Source organism: Pedobacter duraquae (assembly GCF_004362245.1).
GTDB classification, from domain to species: domain Bacteria; phylum Bacteroidota; class Bacteroidia; order Sphingobacteriales; family Sphingobacteriaceae; genus Pedobacter; species Pedobacter duraquae.
On record NZ_SNWM01000006.1, the window covers coordinates 314,348 to 329,428 of the forward strand.

The 15,081-nt window shown below is 43.8% G+C and carries 9 protein-coding genes; all 9 read right to left on the reverse strand.

What is annotated here, in order from left to right; translation table 11 throughout:
* Positions 1-22 precede the first annotated feature (22 nt).
* Positions 23-1,498, reverse strand: coding sequence for a S41 family peptidase (locus CLV32_RS21025; protein ID WP_133558926.1), 1,476 nt, complete (start codon positions 1,496-1,498; stop codon positions 23-25).
* Positions 1,499-1,663: 165 nt separating this feature from the next.
* Positions 1,664-2,449, reverse strand: coding sequence for a carboxylesterase family protein (locus CLV32_RS21030; RefSeq protein WP_133558927.1), 786 nt, complete (start codon positions 2,447-2,449; stop codon positions 1,664-1,666).
* Between the two features lie 16 nt (positions 2,450-2,465).
* On the reverse strand, positions 2,466-3,884 hold the full coding sequence (locus CLV32_RS21035; RefSeq protein ID WP_133558928.1) for a glycoside hydrolase family 125 protein: 1,419 nt from the start codon (positions 3,882-3,884) through the stop codon (positions 2,466-2,468).
* Position 3,885: 1 nt separating this feature from the next.
* The gene (gene bglX, locus CLV32_RS21040) at positions 3,886-6,180 is read right to left on the reverse strand and encodes a beta-glucosidase BglX (RefSeq protein WP_133558929.1); all 2,295 of its coding nucleotides are present in this window, start codon (positions 6,178-6,180) and stop codon (positions 3,886-3,888) included.
* Between the two features lie 39 nt (positions 6,181-6,219).
* Positions 6,220-7,572 carry a glucoamylase family protein gene (locus tag CLV32_RS21045; protein WP_133558930.1) on the reverse strand — a complete coding sequence of 451 codons (1,353 nt, stop codon included), beginning with the start codon at positions 7,570-7,572 and terminating at the stop codon, positions 6,220-6,222.
* 15 nt (positions 7,573-7,587) lie between these two features.
* On the reverse strand, positions 7,588-9,252 hold the full coding sequence (locus CLV32_RS21050; protein ID WP_133558931.1) for a glucoamylase family protein: 1,665 nt from the start codon (positions 9,250-9,252) through the stop codon (positions 7,588-7,590).
* Positions 9,253-9,338: 86 nt separating this feature from the next.
* Complete coding sequence (locus tag CLV32_RS21055) at positions 9,339-10,241, reverse strand: LamG-like jellyroll fold domain-containing protein (RefSeq protein WP_133558932.1); 903 nt, start codon at positions 10,239-10,241, stop codon at positions 9,339-9,341.
* Positions 10,242-10,258: 17 nt separating this feature from the next.
* On the reverse strand, positions 10,259-11,806 hold the full coding sequence (locus CLV32_RS21060) for a RagB/SusD family nutrient uptake outer membrane protein (protein ID WP_133558933.1): 1,548 nt from the start codon (positions 11,804-11,806) through the stop codon (positions 10,259-10,261).
* Between the two features lie 24 nt (positions 11,807-11,830).
* Positions 11,831-14,851 (reverse strand): SusC/RagA family TonB-linked outer membrane protein, encoded by a 3,021-nt coding sequence (locus tag CLV32_RS21065; RefSeq protein ID WP_133558934.1) that lies wholly within the window; start codon positions 14,849-14,851, stop codon positions 11,831-11,833.
* Between the last annotated feature and the right edge of the window lie 230 nt (positions 14,852-15,081).

The window sequence follows — 15,081 nt, forward strand, 5'->3', positions numbered from 1 at the left end:
CGGATCTTCCTTTTTTTATACGTTATTTTTCCAGATACTTCTGGGCGTAGTCTATCCAATCTATGTTTTTATCGAGTATGATATCCGGCTGAATGCCTTTGTTATCTATCCCTTTTCCCATCTTTATTCTGCGACTCTTTGCGGTTGCGTAATTGATGTCCAGGTAGCCGCAAGGCATGTGAATGCCGTGTAACGAGGCATAGTCAAGAATACCCGCCGAATGTTGACCCATTTTAGTTACTTTTCTACTGTTGCTTACAGGGTCCATCAAAAACTGCTCAGTAGTACTCCCACAGTTTTCGTCCATGAGAACGGCAACTCTTTTTGGATAGGTAAGCACAGTATCCATTTTTTCTTCAATAATTTCTGCGAATGGCGACCAGTAGCCATTTAAATGAACTGTCATGCTATCGGCATAACGTTTAAAGTTTTTACGGCTCTCTTCCGGGAAATCCATGTCTTTAGTCAAAAGGTTAAACTTTTCTACGTTATCAGGACTGCACCAATAGTCAACACCAATAATTCGGTAGGGATCGGTATAGAGATACTTTTTTAACGACCGGTAGGAAATATCGGCACCTCCGCCATTTCCACGGACATCGATAATCAGGTTGTCTGTTTTACCAAGCAATCCTGCATTGGCCTTCACTACGCTGTCTATCGCCCGGAGATACCTGCTGTCGAAGTTTTTAATAGTCAGTACATTGGTTTTATCATTTAGCCGTGTAAAGGAAACGACCTGGTTATTAGGTGCGGTGTTTACTGGTTTCCAGGCAGAAACAGCTTTTCCGGTTTTAAGGTCTGTTTTATACCAAAATCCATAGGTACCTGTTTCAATGACGTTCTGTTCGGGCGTTTTAAAACTTACGGCTACTGTATCCGAAGTGTGGTTTCTGAGGTAATACACTGCTTTGGTATTCGGACGTTCCGGGATTTTAAATTTTACTTGTCCAGGCATCCAGTACAGGCTGTCAGCGTTAATGATGAAGGCATTGTACATACCTTTTTCGTAAATCAGGCCAACACTGTAAGACTGATCGGCAATGGTCCAGATGCCTTCCAACGGTTTCCGTTTTTTGGTCGCCTGGAGATATTTGATAAAACCTGCCTTGCTATAGTTAATTTTTGGCCAGCTTTTAAACTGGTTGCGGATGGTGTCAGGATGGATCGCCGGTGGCTGCATATATTGTGAAGTATACATATGGCCATCTTTAAAAAACGCAATGTATTTCTGGATCAGGTTTACACAGCTTGCCGAGGCAAAATCTTTTTCATCAACACTGCGCTTGAGCAAAGAATCTTTGAGCATCTCATAAGCCGCTTTGTTGGATGAAGTTACTTTATCGGTAAAGCCAGAGTAATTTGCTTCGATTTTATTGATCACAAATTTCACGTTGTCCTGGCAGTGGCAGTCCTGAGCTAAGGCAAATTGCGAAGAGCAGCTCAGGATGAGTAATGCTAGGCCTGATACTGTTTTTTTGAGATGGGTAAGTTTCATTGTCTTTGGAATTGAATGCTGTAAAAATATACTTCATTAACCCAAAATCAATGCCCCGCCAGTCTAAAGATTTACTTTGCTAGTAGTCAGATTGTTATTTTTGAATTTTAAATTGAATATGTCCGTTTTCGGACAGCAAGATGTTCGATATGATGCAGTATTCAACTATTTCTTATGGCTAAACAGCCATGGTATGAGTTGAGGCTCGGCGAATGCTGAATCCCAACTGTTATGGTTAGCATTGGGGTAAAAGGAGAACTTAACCTCCTTGCCAATGATTTTTAACTGGTCTGCAATGGCTTTGGAGAACTCCGGCTTAACAACATCATCTTTACCTCCATGAAAGATCCAGAGGGGAACTTTTTTATATTTCTGTACATTTTCCAGATTATCTCCACCGCAAATAGCAAAGGCTGCGGCGAAGGTTTTGGGTTTTCTTCTGAGCAATTCGTAGGTACCCATGCCACCCATAGACAGACCGCCTACATATACCTGTTTATGATCTACATAAGGCTTATCAAGAAAATCGTCAACCATACCCAATAACGCGTGCATCGCCGTTGTAGGTTCCCCACCTTTAACGAAATTAAAAGAACGTTTTCCCGTACTGTCTGTTTTGATATCTACATTGGCCCAATAGCTATTGGCTGCACATTGCGGAAATACAACAATCGCTGGGAACTGTTGCCTGTAATCGTTTCTCAGGAACATCTTGGCACCATTCGATAGTTGTTTTTCATTATCGTTACCGCTCTCGCCCCTGCCATGCAGAAAAAATACAATTGGGTATTTTTGTGCCGGATTAAAGTTTTCGGGAAAAAGTATGCGATAAGCTATAGTATCCTTGCCTTTGATAAAACTACCACGGTCATATTTTTTGAGATCTTGAGCTTTGGTGATAACGGATGTCAGGATTAAAAGTAGAGATAGAGTGATTGTGATTTTTCTCATAACGCAATTTCGATGCTTATACAAGCAAATGTGGGTTTTCTTTATAAGTCTTCCAAAGAAATTCTCCGAAAAGTGTATTTGCCCAGGCGAACCAGGATCTGGTAAAGTTTTTAGGGTCGTCTTTATGAAATGATTCATGCATGAACCCTTTTCCGGCATGGGTTTGTACCAACATATTGATACATGATTTAATCTCTTTCTGGGAGGATGAGGTTAAGCCCCTCATGATAATTGCCATCGGCCAGATCATATCAGGACCAATATGTGGACCACCTACGCCTTCCGCATACTTGCCCTTAAAGAAATAGGGGTTGCCTGCAGAAAGGATAAACTTACGCGTGTTCTGATAGATTTCACTATTTATATTCAGTACACCCAGATAGGGTAGGGATAATAAGCTTGGTACGTTACTGTCGTCCATCATATATCGGCCGCCGAAGCCGTCTACTTCATAGGCGTAAATTTTGCCGTGCTGTGGGTGATCAATGATCGCATGCTGCTGCAAAGCTGCTTCAACTTCCGCTGCAAGTGTATTGAGCTCAATGGCAAGTGTATTATTTTTCCGTACCGCCGATACGATTTCGGCTGCCTGGCGCAAGCTTCTCACCACAAAAAAGTTAGCAGGTATCAGAAATGGAAAGACTGTTGCATCGTCGCTCGGTCGGAATGAAGAGCAGATCAGGCCAATGGGGTTCACTGGGAATCCGTATCCGTTCATCGATAAAGTATCATGCGGGTAGAGACTTTCGCGCTGAAAGTGATAAGGTCCTTTGTCTTTCTTACGCTGTTGTTCCCTAAAAACGGTTAGGGTGCGTTTGATTCCTGCTTCCCATTCTGCATTAAATGGGCTATCATCTTTTGTTTTTTTCCAATATTGGTACGCCAGGCGGATAGGATAACAGAGCGAATCGATTTCCCATTTGCGCTCGTGAACACCTGGCTTCATATCGGTGCGGTCGCTCTTCCATTCACTTACTTTCTGCTCGTCTTTATAAAACGCATTGGCATAAGCATCTTTGATGATGCAGCGGCTCTGGCGACCAATAATGCCCTTAATTAATTTTTTAAGGGGCTCATCTTCGTTAACGAATTGCAGATACGGCCACACTTGTGCCGAGCTATCGCGCAGCCACATGGCATCGATATCTCCGGTGATTACATAAGTATCCGGCACACCCTCGTTTTCTGTGTAGAAAACGGTCGTGTCCAACGTATTTGGGAAACAGTTTTCGAAAAGCCATACCAGTTCCTTGTTTTTTACATTGGTGCTGAACTCGGCAATGGCGCGATCTACAGCCTTACTGGTAAAATGCCGCTTTGCTGGTGCTACGCGGACAACAGGAAAACTGTCTGCTACCAGTCCATAGGAGAACTTGCTCGCTAATACGCCAGCGCCAAGGATTCCCGTTTGCTTCAGAAAGGTCTTTCTTTTCATATTATAATAATGTGAAATCCGCGGTTTGAACATCACGGGAGTTGGTACCGATAAATACTTTGAATGCACCAGGTTCTGCAACGTACTTCAAATTTGCGTTGTAAAACTTAAGGTCTGACTCCTGTATACGGAAGCTCACTTCTCTGCTTTCTCCTGGTTTAAGGCTGATTTTTTGAAACCCCTTGAGTTCCTTAACCGGGCGTGTGCTGCTGCCTACCATATCACGGGTGTATAGCTGTACTACTTCTTTACCGGCTACCGTTCCTGTATTGGTAACGGTGACAGAAGCGGTGATGGCTTCGCCTGGCTTAAAGGTTTTTTTATCGAGTTTTATAGCGCCATAGCTAAAGTTGCTATAGCTCAGCCCGAAGCCAAAAGGATATAGGGGATCGTTGCTCACATCAAGATAGTTAGATCTGAACTTACTGAACCATTTACCATCCTCAAGTGGTCTTCCTGTGTTTTTGTGACTGTAGTATAGCGGCACCTGCCCAACATTTTGTGGAAAGGTTGTGGTCAGTTTTCCTGAAGGATTTACATCACCGAACAGCACATCGCCAATCGCGTGGGCAGCTTCGGTACCACCAAACCACACATTAAGGATCGCAGGAATATTTTCCTGCTCCCATTTTAAGGTAAGCGGTCTTCCTGTAAATAAGACAAGTACCACAGGTTTTCCAGTCTTCAACAGCGCAGCAAGCAGCCGTTGCTGAACATCGGGGAGCTGCAGGTCGGTACGACTTGAGCTTTCGCCACTCATCTCGGAGCTTTCGCCTAATGCTGCGACTACAACATCTGCTTTTTTTGCTGCAGTAATAGCTTCCTTGATCATGTCTTCTTCAGATCTGTTGTCTCTTGGCAGATCACGGCCAAACATGGTGGCTCTTTGTTGATATGCGGCATCTGCCAGCAGGTTGGATCCTACGGTATAAGAGATGTCTACCTTATTATTGGCAACTTCTTTCAAACCATCCAACAGTGAAAGTGTATTCTTCAGATCTGCATTAACACTCCAGGTACCAGGCATGTTACTTCCTGTGTTACCAAGTGGGCCGATCAGGGCTACTTTTCCAGTTTTTTTAAGTGGTAAGGTATTGTTATCGTTTTTTAACAGGACAAAGGATTCTGCGGCCGCCAGTCTGGCTGTTTTCAGGTTGGCCGGGGTTAGTATTTCTGCTTTAGCACGTTCTTCGCTGCAGTACTTAAATGGATCGTCAAAAAGTCCCAACTTGTATTTAGCCTCCAGAATCAGTCTGCATGAGTTATCAATCTGCTGCAATGACACTTTTCCTTCAGTATACGATTTTTTTAAGGTCGTCAAAAAGCCTTCACTCACCATATCCATATCTGTTCCTGCTTTTAAAGACAGCGCAGAAACTTCGGGTAAGGTGCCGAGCCCATGTTCAATAAGTTCGCTCACGCCGGTATAGTCGGACACCACAAAACCATTAAAGCCCCACTGCTTGCGCAATACGTCGCTGAGTAACCACTTATTTGCAGTTGCAGGAACACCGTTAATATCATTAAACGATACCATTACACTTCCGGCACCAGCATCAACAGCAGCTTTGTAGGGTGGCAGGTATTCGTTATACATTCTATCCAGACTCATGTCTGTCGTATTATAATCTCTTCCGGATTCTGCCGCGCCATACAGCGCAAAATGTTTTACACAGGCCATCAGCGTGTTGTTGCTCAACAGATCTGTCCCCTGATAGCCTTTAACCATAGCACGGGCAATCTGTGAACCCAGGTAGGTATCCTCACCATTACCTTCAGAAATGCGGCCCCATCTGGGATCCCTGGAGATATCCACCATAGGTGAGAAAGTCCAGTTTATGCCGTCGGCACTTGCTTCAGTAGCAGCTATGCGGGCCGTCCTTTCAATCAGATTGAGATCCCAGGTACATGCCAGTCCCAGGGGAATCGGAAACGTAGTTTTATAGCCGTGGATAACATCCTGACCAAAGATCAGGGGGATTTTAAGGCGACTCTGAACTGCGATTTCCTGCGCTTTACGCACTCTGGCAGGGGTGGTTAAACTGAAAATTCCACCAACCTGACCTTTTTTGATCTTGCCTTCCACGTCCATGCTCACCGAAGAGCCTGTGGTAGCCTCTCCACCCGTTACCAGGTTGAGTTGCCCAATCTTTTCATCAATCGTCATTTTTGACATTAATGTCTTGATAAAAGCATTCATTTTTGGATTAGCGGCAGGAACTGCACTTCTTGTTTGTGCCTGGGTAATAAGTGTAGCAAGTAATAGGATACTAAGTAGGGAACTGATTTTTCGCATGTCTTAAGGTAATGTGTTTGTAAAATGGGGAGCTGCTAGTTATTTTTTTAATGTTGGGCTGCTGAAACCTAATTTTGTCAATCCTTTTTTAACATCAGGACTACGCATAAAGAGTTTCCAAAGCAGACCGCTTCGGTAATTCTCGATCATTACGATAATTGGGCCCTGATCAATTGCTAGGTGCGACTTCGCATACCAGTTATGTTCTTCGCTAAACGCATCAACAAAACCGTACTCGCTCCAGATATTAGATCCCAGATCCTGATAAAAATGTCTTAAAGCCTGCATTGAATATTCAGGCGTGTATGGAAAGGCTGAAAGTGCTGCTGTAGGCGTAATAACACCAAGGTCTTCTGTAGGCGAGTGGGCAGCATAGCCGTTCCAGCTGTCGCTGGCCGTTAACCCCCAATTGTTAACCCCATATCCTTTAAAATGTTTCGGATTTTCCAGGCAATAGGCTCTGTTAATCAGGGTGTGGTTTTTGTTCTGCTCCCAATAATCCGCATATTGATCTTTCAGTCCACGGGGATCTAAACCTAAAAAGGAATATTGTGAGAAGAACAGTGGGCCGCCATATTCGAAGCCAAGGGGCAGGGTAATTCCACTATATTTCTTGCCGTTAACAAAGGTCTTGCTATTTGTCCAGCCTTCGCTATACACTTCTTTTTTGATGCCGTGAGGGGCAGAAGATGCAGCCATTACGTAAGTGATCAGGCATTCGTTCCACCCTCTGATAGGCATGTTCATATCCCAGTTGTACTCAGGACTCCAGTGCCAGTATAATACGTTTTGATTTCTGGTAAACCAATCCCATTCCATTTCGTTCCAGAGCTTCCTGATTTTAGCACGAAGTTCTTTCTCTGTTGGATCTGCCGAATTATAGTATTGCTCGGCAGTTAGCAATCCCTGAAACAGATAAGATGTTTCCACGATATCCGCCCCATTGTCTTTTTTGCTGAAAGGGACTACCTTTCCGGTCTCGCCATTTAACCAGTGTGGATAGGCTCCGTGAAACCGATCTGCTTTGGCAAGGAAGTTCACAGTTTTGAGTGTATGTGCTGCCGCTTGTTTGCGGGTGATGAATTTCCGTTCGGAGGCTACGATAGTAGCCATCACGCCAAAGCCGGTGCCGCCAATAGTTACGACCTCGTTACCATAGTTGAAAGAAGTGTTGCTTCGCTCGCGGGCCATGCCACTTACAGGATGTGCAAAGTCCCAGAAATATCTGAAAGTTTGTTTTTCCACCAGCTCTAACAGTTGGTTGTCTGACAGCTTTGTCTTGATCTTCATATCCGGCGCAATGAGCACCACGTTGGACTTCTGACTGAATACGCAAGAAGTGCAAAAAAGGAATAGCAGGAATGTGCAGGTAATTTTCGTTGTATATTTCATTGTCATCACAAATAATTAAAGGTTGGGGCTGCTAAAGCCAAGGCTTCGCATACCTGTTTTCACTTCCGGAGCACTCATAAAGAGCTTCCAGAGCAGTTGTGTTCTGTAGTTTTCGATCATCACGATGATCGGTCCCTGGTCAATGGCAAGTGTTGAGCTGGCAAACCAGTTCTGGCTTAGCGAGAATGCGTCGTAGAAGCCATAATCGCCCCAGGTCTTGTCGCCAATCTTATAGTAAAAGAATTTAAGCGCTTTCATGGATTCCGTTGGTGTATACGGGAATGAAGAAAGCGCTGCGGTAGGCGCAATAACGCCTACATCATTTGATGGCGAACTTGCAGTATATCCGTTAGGAATATCGCTTGCCGTTAATCCCCAGCAGTTTTCGCCATAACCATAATATTTAAGTGGGTTGGCTACGCAATAGTTGTAGTTGATCTGGGTGTGTGCTTTTGCCTGAGTTTCGTAATTGGCATAGGCATCTGTTAAGCCATTGGGGTTAATCCCAAGGAAAGAATAATGTTCAAAAAATAGGGGGCCGCCATTTGCAGGTCCTAACGGTAGCTGCACCCCATAAAAGGTACTTCCACTTTTCATGCCTCCATTAGAAGCCCACCCAGCGTCATAAACAGATTTAGGGATGGCATGTGTGTTAGATGCTGCAGCAAGAACATAGGTAACCAGGCCTTCATTCCAGCCTTTAAGCGCAACATTTTTATCAAAATTAAAGTTAGGACTCCAATGCCAGTAAAGTGTATTGGAATTGTTCTTTCTGTACCAGTCCCATTCTACGCCGTTGTAAATTGCGGTAATATCATTTCTTAGCGTGTTTTCTGCAGCAGATGTTCCATTGAAGTATTGTCTTGCCGTGATCAGGCCTTCCATCAGGAAAGCAGTCTCTACAAGATCCCCACCATCATCATTGCTGCTGAAAGGAATTACAGCTCCCGTATTGCCATCAATCCAGTGCGGATAGGCGCCATGAAAACGTACAGCTTTGTTTTTCAGGAAATCGACTATTTTCTGCATGCGGGCGATTCCATCTGCGCGACTGATGAAATTGCGTTCCACGCCAACAACAAGGGCCATCACACCAAATCCGGAACCTCCTGAAGTAACGGTGTTACCCGAGGTATTCCGTTCTCTGGCGAGGCCACTTACCGGATGCCCAAAATCATAGAAATATTTGAAGGTTTGTTTTTGAACCAGTGTAAGCAACTCATCATCGGAAATCCTTGGGAACTTGTCTATGTCATTATAACCGGTAGTCAGATTGATGTTTACAGGATTTACAAGCTTACCACCTGTAGCAGTAACTAATCCTGCCGATACAGTTAGTGTATAAGTTGTGAAAGGAGCAAGGTCTGCCTGCGGGATAATGATGATTGTTTTGTCTCCGTTCTGCAGTGTAGTGGTAAGCGGTATATTTGCCGCTGAAGGCCCCGTTAATTTAATGGAAGAAAGACTGCCGGAATTAACGGCTTCTGTCAGATTGACTTTAACTACCGGTTTGCCACTTAACCCAGTATAGCTCAAAGAACCGTTATAGAGCTCATTAACCGTAAAGGAGAGTGAGGTGTCTACTGCGGCGGGTTTAGCATCACCTCCTTTTTTACAAGACAGGAATACAGTTACTAAGCACAGGAAAATCAGGATTCGCTTAAAAAAGGTAGGGATCATATAGCGGAAGGCTTAACGAATTAAAAACACACAGCTGCCCTTTCGGAACAACTGTGTGATAGATAACCAATCTATAACTCTAAAAACTATTTCTTGGCAAGACCCAGGTTATACAGGGCTTTGATGTGTGCGTCAGGAAGTGCAGTATTATACACTCTGATCTCGTCTATTTTGCCAGTCATAGGCGCAAAAGAAACATCTGTGCTCACGGTTTTTCCGGGGATTACATTGTAGTTTCCACCGATGATGATCTCGCTGGGTTCAAAGGCGAAGAATGAATTTGCTCCCCTGTTTTGGTAAGCAGTGGTGCCGATCTTCACGCCATCGCCCCAGATCTGCAAAACTCCGGATGGTGCATCGAAAGTGATGACAAAGTTTGTCCATTTATCAGCCCCGATTTTGGGAGATAAAAATGGTGATGGAGCTACCGCAGTGTTCAGGTTATCCTGAGTTCCGCCACTGGAAGTGGTAAACGTAGGATGTACAGTAATTGCATCAAGCACTGTTGCTGCACGCGCATTGGTTTCCAGGACAAAGTTAATGCTGCCATTAAAATTACCCGGACGGGCCAGCTGGAACAGCATGGTCTTTTTTGATCCATTGTTCAGGATCTGCACCCAGGTACTGATGGTAAAACTTTTTAAAGCTGCCGTTTTAAAGGCATTCAGCGTGTTTGCATAATACACATAGCCGCCATTTAAATTTAACGCTTGTCCTTTTACTCCCGCATCAGCATAACTGTCGTTAGCCGACGATGTAGCAGCAGTACCAGAGATCTTCTCAGTTTTGTTGCCGTCAAATGTCCAGTACGCTACCAGGTTGCCTGGGTATACTTCGTCAGAACTGGTAAATCCATCTACCTTGCCTGCATAAGCCTCGGGCGAGACATCTGGCAAATTATTCGGGTTGCCATCTTTTTTGCAGGAAGACCATGATAGCGCTGCCAAGGTTAAGCCCAGCAGGTAAGTATGTTTATATGATAATTTCATTTGATATCATTTATAGATTAATAACCAGGGTTTTGTTTAAGCACATTTTTGCTCAGGTCAATCTGTGTTTGCGGAATAGGCAGTAATGCATCCCTGCTGTTCAGGTAATTAGCTTTGCCAGCAGCATGCAACGCATCGTCGGCAATTCCCCACCTTACCAGGTCAAAGAAACGATCGTGCTCCATGGCCAGTTCTATCCTTCTTTCCTGTTGGATAGCAAGGCGTAAACCTGTTTTATCGGTAGTTGTTACTTTAGGGAGGATGGCAGCATTACCGGCTCTCGCCCTTGCTCTAACCATTTCCAGCTTGTCTATCGCTTCTTGTGTAGCGCCAGTTTCGTTGGCAGCTTCAGCATACATCAATACCACATCTGCATAACGAAGGATACGAACATTCATCCACCATCCACCACGATCATTTACAGCAGATCTGAAAGAAGGGTTTGTATATACTTTGTTGTTATATCTTTCATTGGGTACTTCAGAAGGATATAAAGGCATGATTTCATTGTAGAGGGTTCTTGATTGTGCACCTGCTTTACTGGCGTAAAGAATTGTTCTTGCTTTACGGGGATCATTTGCTTCGTAGGCAGCTTCCAGGAAGGGACTTGGTGTATTCCATCCCCAACCCATGTTGAAGTCGTTAACGCCACGTACACCCTGGATACTCGCATATTGGATACCGTCTTCAGTTTTGCGTGATGAACTTGCTGTTGCCTGAACTTCAAAAATAGATTCTTTGCTATTTTCTCCATCTTCGCTGAAGATCTTTGCATAAGGTGTAGACAGGTCATATTGACCTGAGTTGATTACTGCACTGGCAACACCCATGGCAGCACCCCATTTTTTTTGCGTCAGATATACCTTAGCCAGCATACCATTTGCAGCACCCGCTGTTAAGCGTCCTGGAAACTTAGCAGGAGGAACCATAGGAAGCCCTGCTGCAGCTACAGTAAGATCTTTTTCAATGAAAGGATAAATTACATCCGGAGAACTTTGAGCTACATTACTCTGTGCTGCAGGATCAGCGAACACCTTATCAATTAATGGTACGTTACCAAATAAGCGGACCAACATAAAATAAGCATAGCCCCTTACAAAGCGTACCTCTGCTTCTGCCTGAGCTTTCACAGCAGGGTCAGCTACAATATTGGTATTGTTCGCGATGGCATCTAATGCCGTGTTACATTTGGTAATCATGCCGTAATAACCAGTCCAAAGTGCATTTCCGCGTCCATTGTTTGGAAGGACAGGGAAGTTGTCCATGGTGATCACATCAGATCCTCCATCAGATGCTGTACTGCCTTTATCAGCGTCATCACTTCTGATGCTTGTAGCTACAATGAACCCATCAGCGTGAACATTGTACGACCGCAGGTCTCCATAGATCGCGTTGATATATACGTCGTAAGGACCTGAACCACTTGGATATGGATAATTGTCGGCCGTATAGCCTCCCTGAATATCTGTATCCAGGAATTTCTTGCATCCTGGTGTTACAGCGACTAAAGCAAGTGTTAAACACGTAATGCCTACAGTCAATTGTTTTTTATTAAATAATTTCATGTTATACTGAATTAAATAAGCCGATTAAAAAGTAACATTCAGACCAACCGAATACACTGCAGGCACCGGATAAACACCATTGTCTGCACCACCGCCAAGGATGTTGCCGATCTGCGCCTCAGGTGTATAGCCTGTAGCTTTGGTCCATGTTTTAAGGTTTTGTCCACTCACGTAGATGCGTAATTTTTGGATCCCTGTTTTACCAAACAGGCTTGGACCAAATGTGTAACCCAGCTGTGCTGTACGGATGCGGAAATAATCTCCTGGCTCCAGATAATAGGTGCTGAACAGGTAGTTGTTACCACGTGAGTTATCCAGGATAGGCTCAACATTTGAAGTGCCACCACCAGTCCACGCATTAAGCCTGTTGCTTTCGTAATTTAAAACCGCGAAAGTAGAGGTGCGGCGTTGGGTATAAATTTTATTACCCGATACACCCTGACCTTCCAACTGCATATCAAAACCTTTATAACCCATAGTTACATTTAGTCCGTAGCTATATGGAGGGAATGGAGTTCCCAGATAAGTACGGTCTGCAGGAGAGATTACACCGTCACCATTCACATCTTCATAAGCGATATCGCCTGGAAGAGAGTTTGACATCCTGGGCATTTTGCCAAGGTCGGCTGTCGACTGGTAAATACCGGTCTGCTTGTATCCATAGAAATAGCCAATAGAATTTCCGGTTTCAGTTTTATTGACACCACCGTTTCCAAGGATCTGGAAGTTGATGTTATCGCCAATCGAGTTAACTACGTTTTTGTTATAACTGAAATTAGGTGAAATGCTGTAAGTGAAATCACTTCCAATCTTATCGTTCCATCCAAGACTCACCTCAATACCTTTGTTGGTGATTTTACCGAGGTTTGTGAAGTACGATCTTGAATCATTAGGAATTGGCAATGAGGTCAAGATATCTGTGGTAGTTCTGTTGTAAAAGTTTAACTGTGCTGTTACTCTGTTATCAAGTGCGCGCATATCTAAACCAAGGTCGGTACCGTTAACAACTTCCCAGTGCAGATTTGGATCAGGAATGTAAGCAGCCTGAATAGAGCTGTATACGTTATTTCCGAATACAGCAGTTCCTGCATTTGAAATTCCCGGGCGATACAGGTTATCGGCAAGACCATTGGCATTACCCAATTTACCCCATGCGGCTCTTAGTTTCAAGAAGTCGATACCTTTGATTGATTTAAAGAAATCTTCATCACTTACAACCCATCCCAGACCAACACTTCCGAATGTACCCCAACGGTTCTGAGGAGCAAATTTTGAGCTTCCATCTCTTCTGATGGTAGCATTCAACAGATATTTGTCCTTGTATGAATAGTTTACGCGTGCAAAGGCACCAACACTGGAGCTTTCGCTTCCTGCGCCTCCAAAATTACCAGGGTTAGAAGCATTGGCTACGTTGATATACCAGAAATCCGGGCTGTTTGGAATGTTTACCGTACTGTCGCTGCGCGATCCACTCTGGGTGGTGCTTGCACTGTAGATAGAGGTGAAACCAACTATGGCGCTGATCTTATGTCCGCCTTCTAATGTTTTATCATAAGATAGCGTATGATCCTGTTGGAAAGAGCGGTACTCTGCTTGTTCCTGTCTTACACTTGTTCTGGCAGTCTGATCAAAGGTTGTTGTATTTGCTGCACCGTTTTCTCCGATGTTCACAAATCTGAATGGCAGTGGTGTGTACGACCTGTTGTTATTGAATCCCAAATCTATATATCCAGTAGATCTGAAGGTAAAATCTTTCAGGAATTTTACTTCAGCAAAGATACTTCCTACTGCACGGTAACCCCCGTTAACAGATACATTGCTTCTGTTGTTGAGTGCCGCAACCGGGTTGCCCACCTGTGCACGCTGGAATGAAGGCATGCTGTAGTAAGTGTTGTCATTAACCTGGATAGGTACAATAGGCGATGCCCATATCGCACTATTTAAGCTAACAGGTGAGGGTTGTGATGTAAACCTGAATCCTGTGATATTTCCACCAACTTTGATATTGTTATTGAGGCTAATCTCTTCAGTCAGTCTGACAATGTATTTTTTATAGTTATCATACTTAACAACACCATCCTGATTGTTGTAACCAATGCTCAATAGTGTACTGCTTTTTTCGCCAGTATTTGAAATACTCAATGTATTGGTATTGATGTTGGCGTTGCGTAGGATCTGATCCTGCCAGTCAGTATTCCCTGTGTAATTAGTAAAGTCAAATGGAGCAGCACTCAGGTTTGACAGCTGAGCAGAATACAGTTTCTTAAAGCCTGTTGCATCTGTTACATCGATCTTGTTTGTTACATGCTGTATACCAAACATAGTTTGGAAGTTTATAGATGTTTTTCCTCTGGCGGCCCGTTTTGTGGTAACGGCTATAACACCGTTCGCACCACGCAGACCGTAGATCGCTATAGATGAAGGATCGCGTAGTAAGTCGATCGACTCAATATCCCCAGGGTTCAAAAAATCAATATTATCAGATAAAATACCGTCAACTACATATAGCGGATTTGCGCTATTTGTACTGTTGATACCCCTGATCCGTACTGTCGGACTTGCACCTGGTGTTCCTGAATTGACTACCGTTAAGCCGGCTACTTTACCCTGAAGAGATGAGACCGGATTTGTTGCAGGCATGCGGGCAATGTCATCGCCTTTTACGCTACTGATTGCACCTGTTACATCTCTTCTTTTTTGCGTTCCGTAACCAACTACAACAACTTGCTGAAGGTCTTGGGAGGCTGACGACATACTTACATTAATTGTTGTCTGGTTGCTAACCGGAATTTCTCTTCTTGTGTATCCGACGTAACTGAATACTAAGATGCTGTTAGCTGGTACGCTGATGGAGTATTTTCCATTGGCATCGGTCTGTGTTCCTGTTGTTGCTCCTTTAATCAATACGCTTACTGACGGCATAGCAGATTTGTCTGCGGCATCAGTTACTGTACCCTGCACGGTGATGTTCTGTGCAAAAGTGCTATTGAAAAAAAGTAAACATAGAAAAGTGAGGACAGAAAACTTTGTAAGGCTTCTTTTCATACTTGTTTAATTTGGTTTTTAATTGTGGTATAAATCTCAGACACTATTATCGCCTTTACAAAAAATGTACCTCAACATTATTACATCAATGTTGCTGTGTGTACTATTTACAAGATTGCTTTTTGGAGATTTTTTTAACCAAAAACGAGCTTCTTAATTGATTGAAGGCATGTTTACAGGAGAATCAAAAAGTAGTATTTTTTTGATTTGTGTGTGGCAAATTCAGGGCT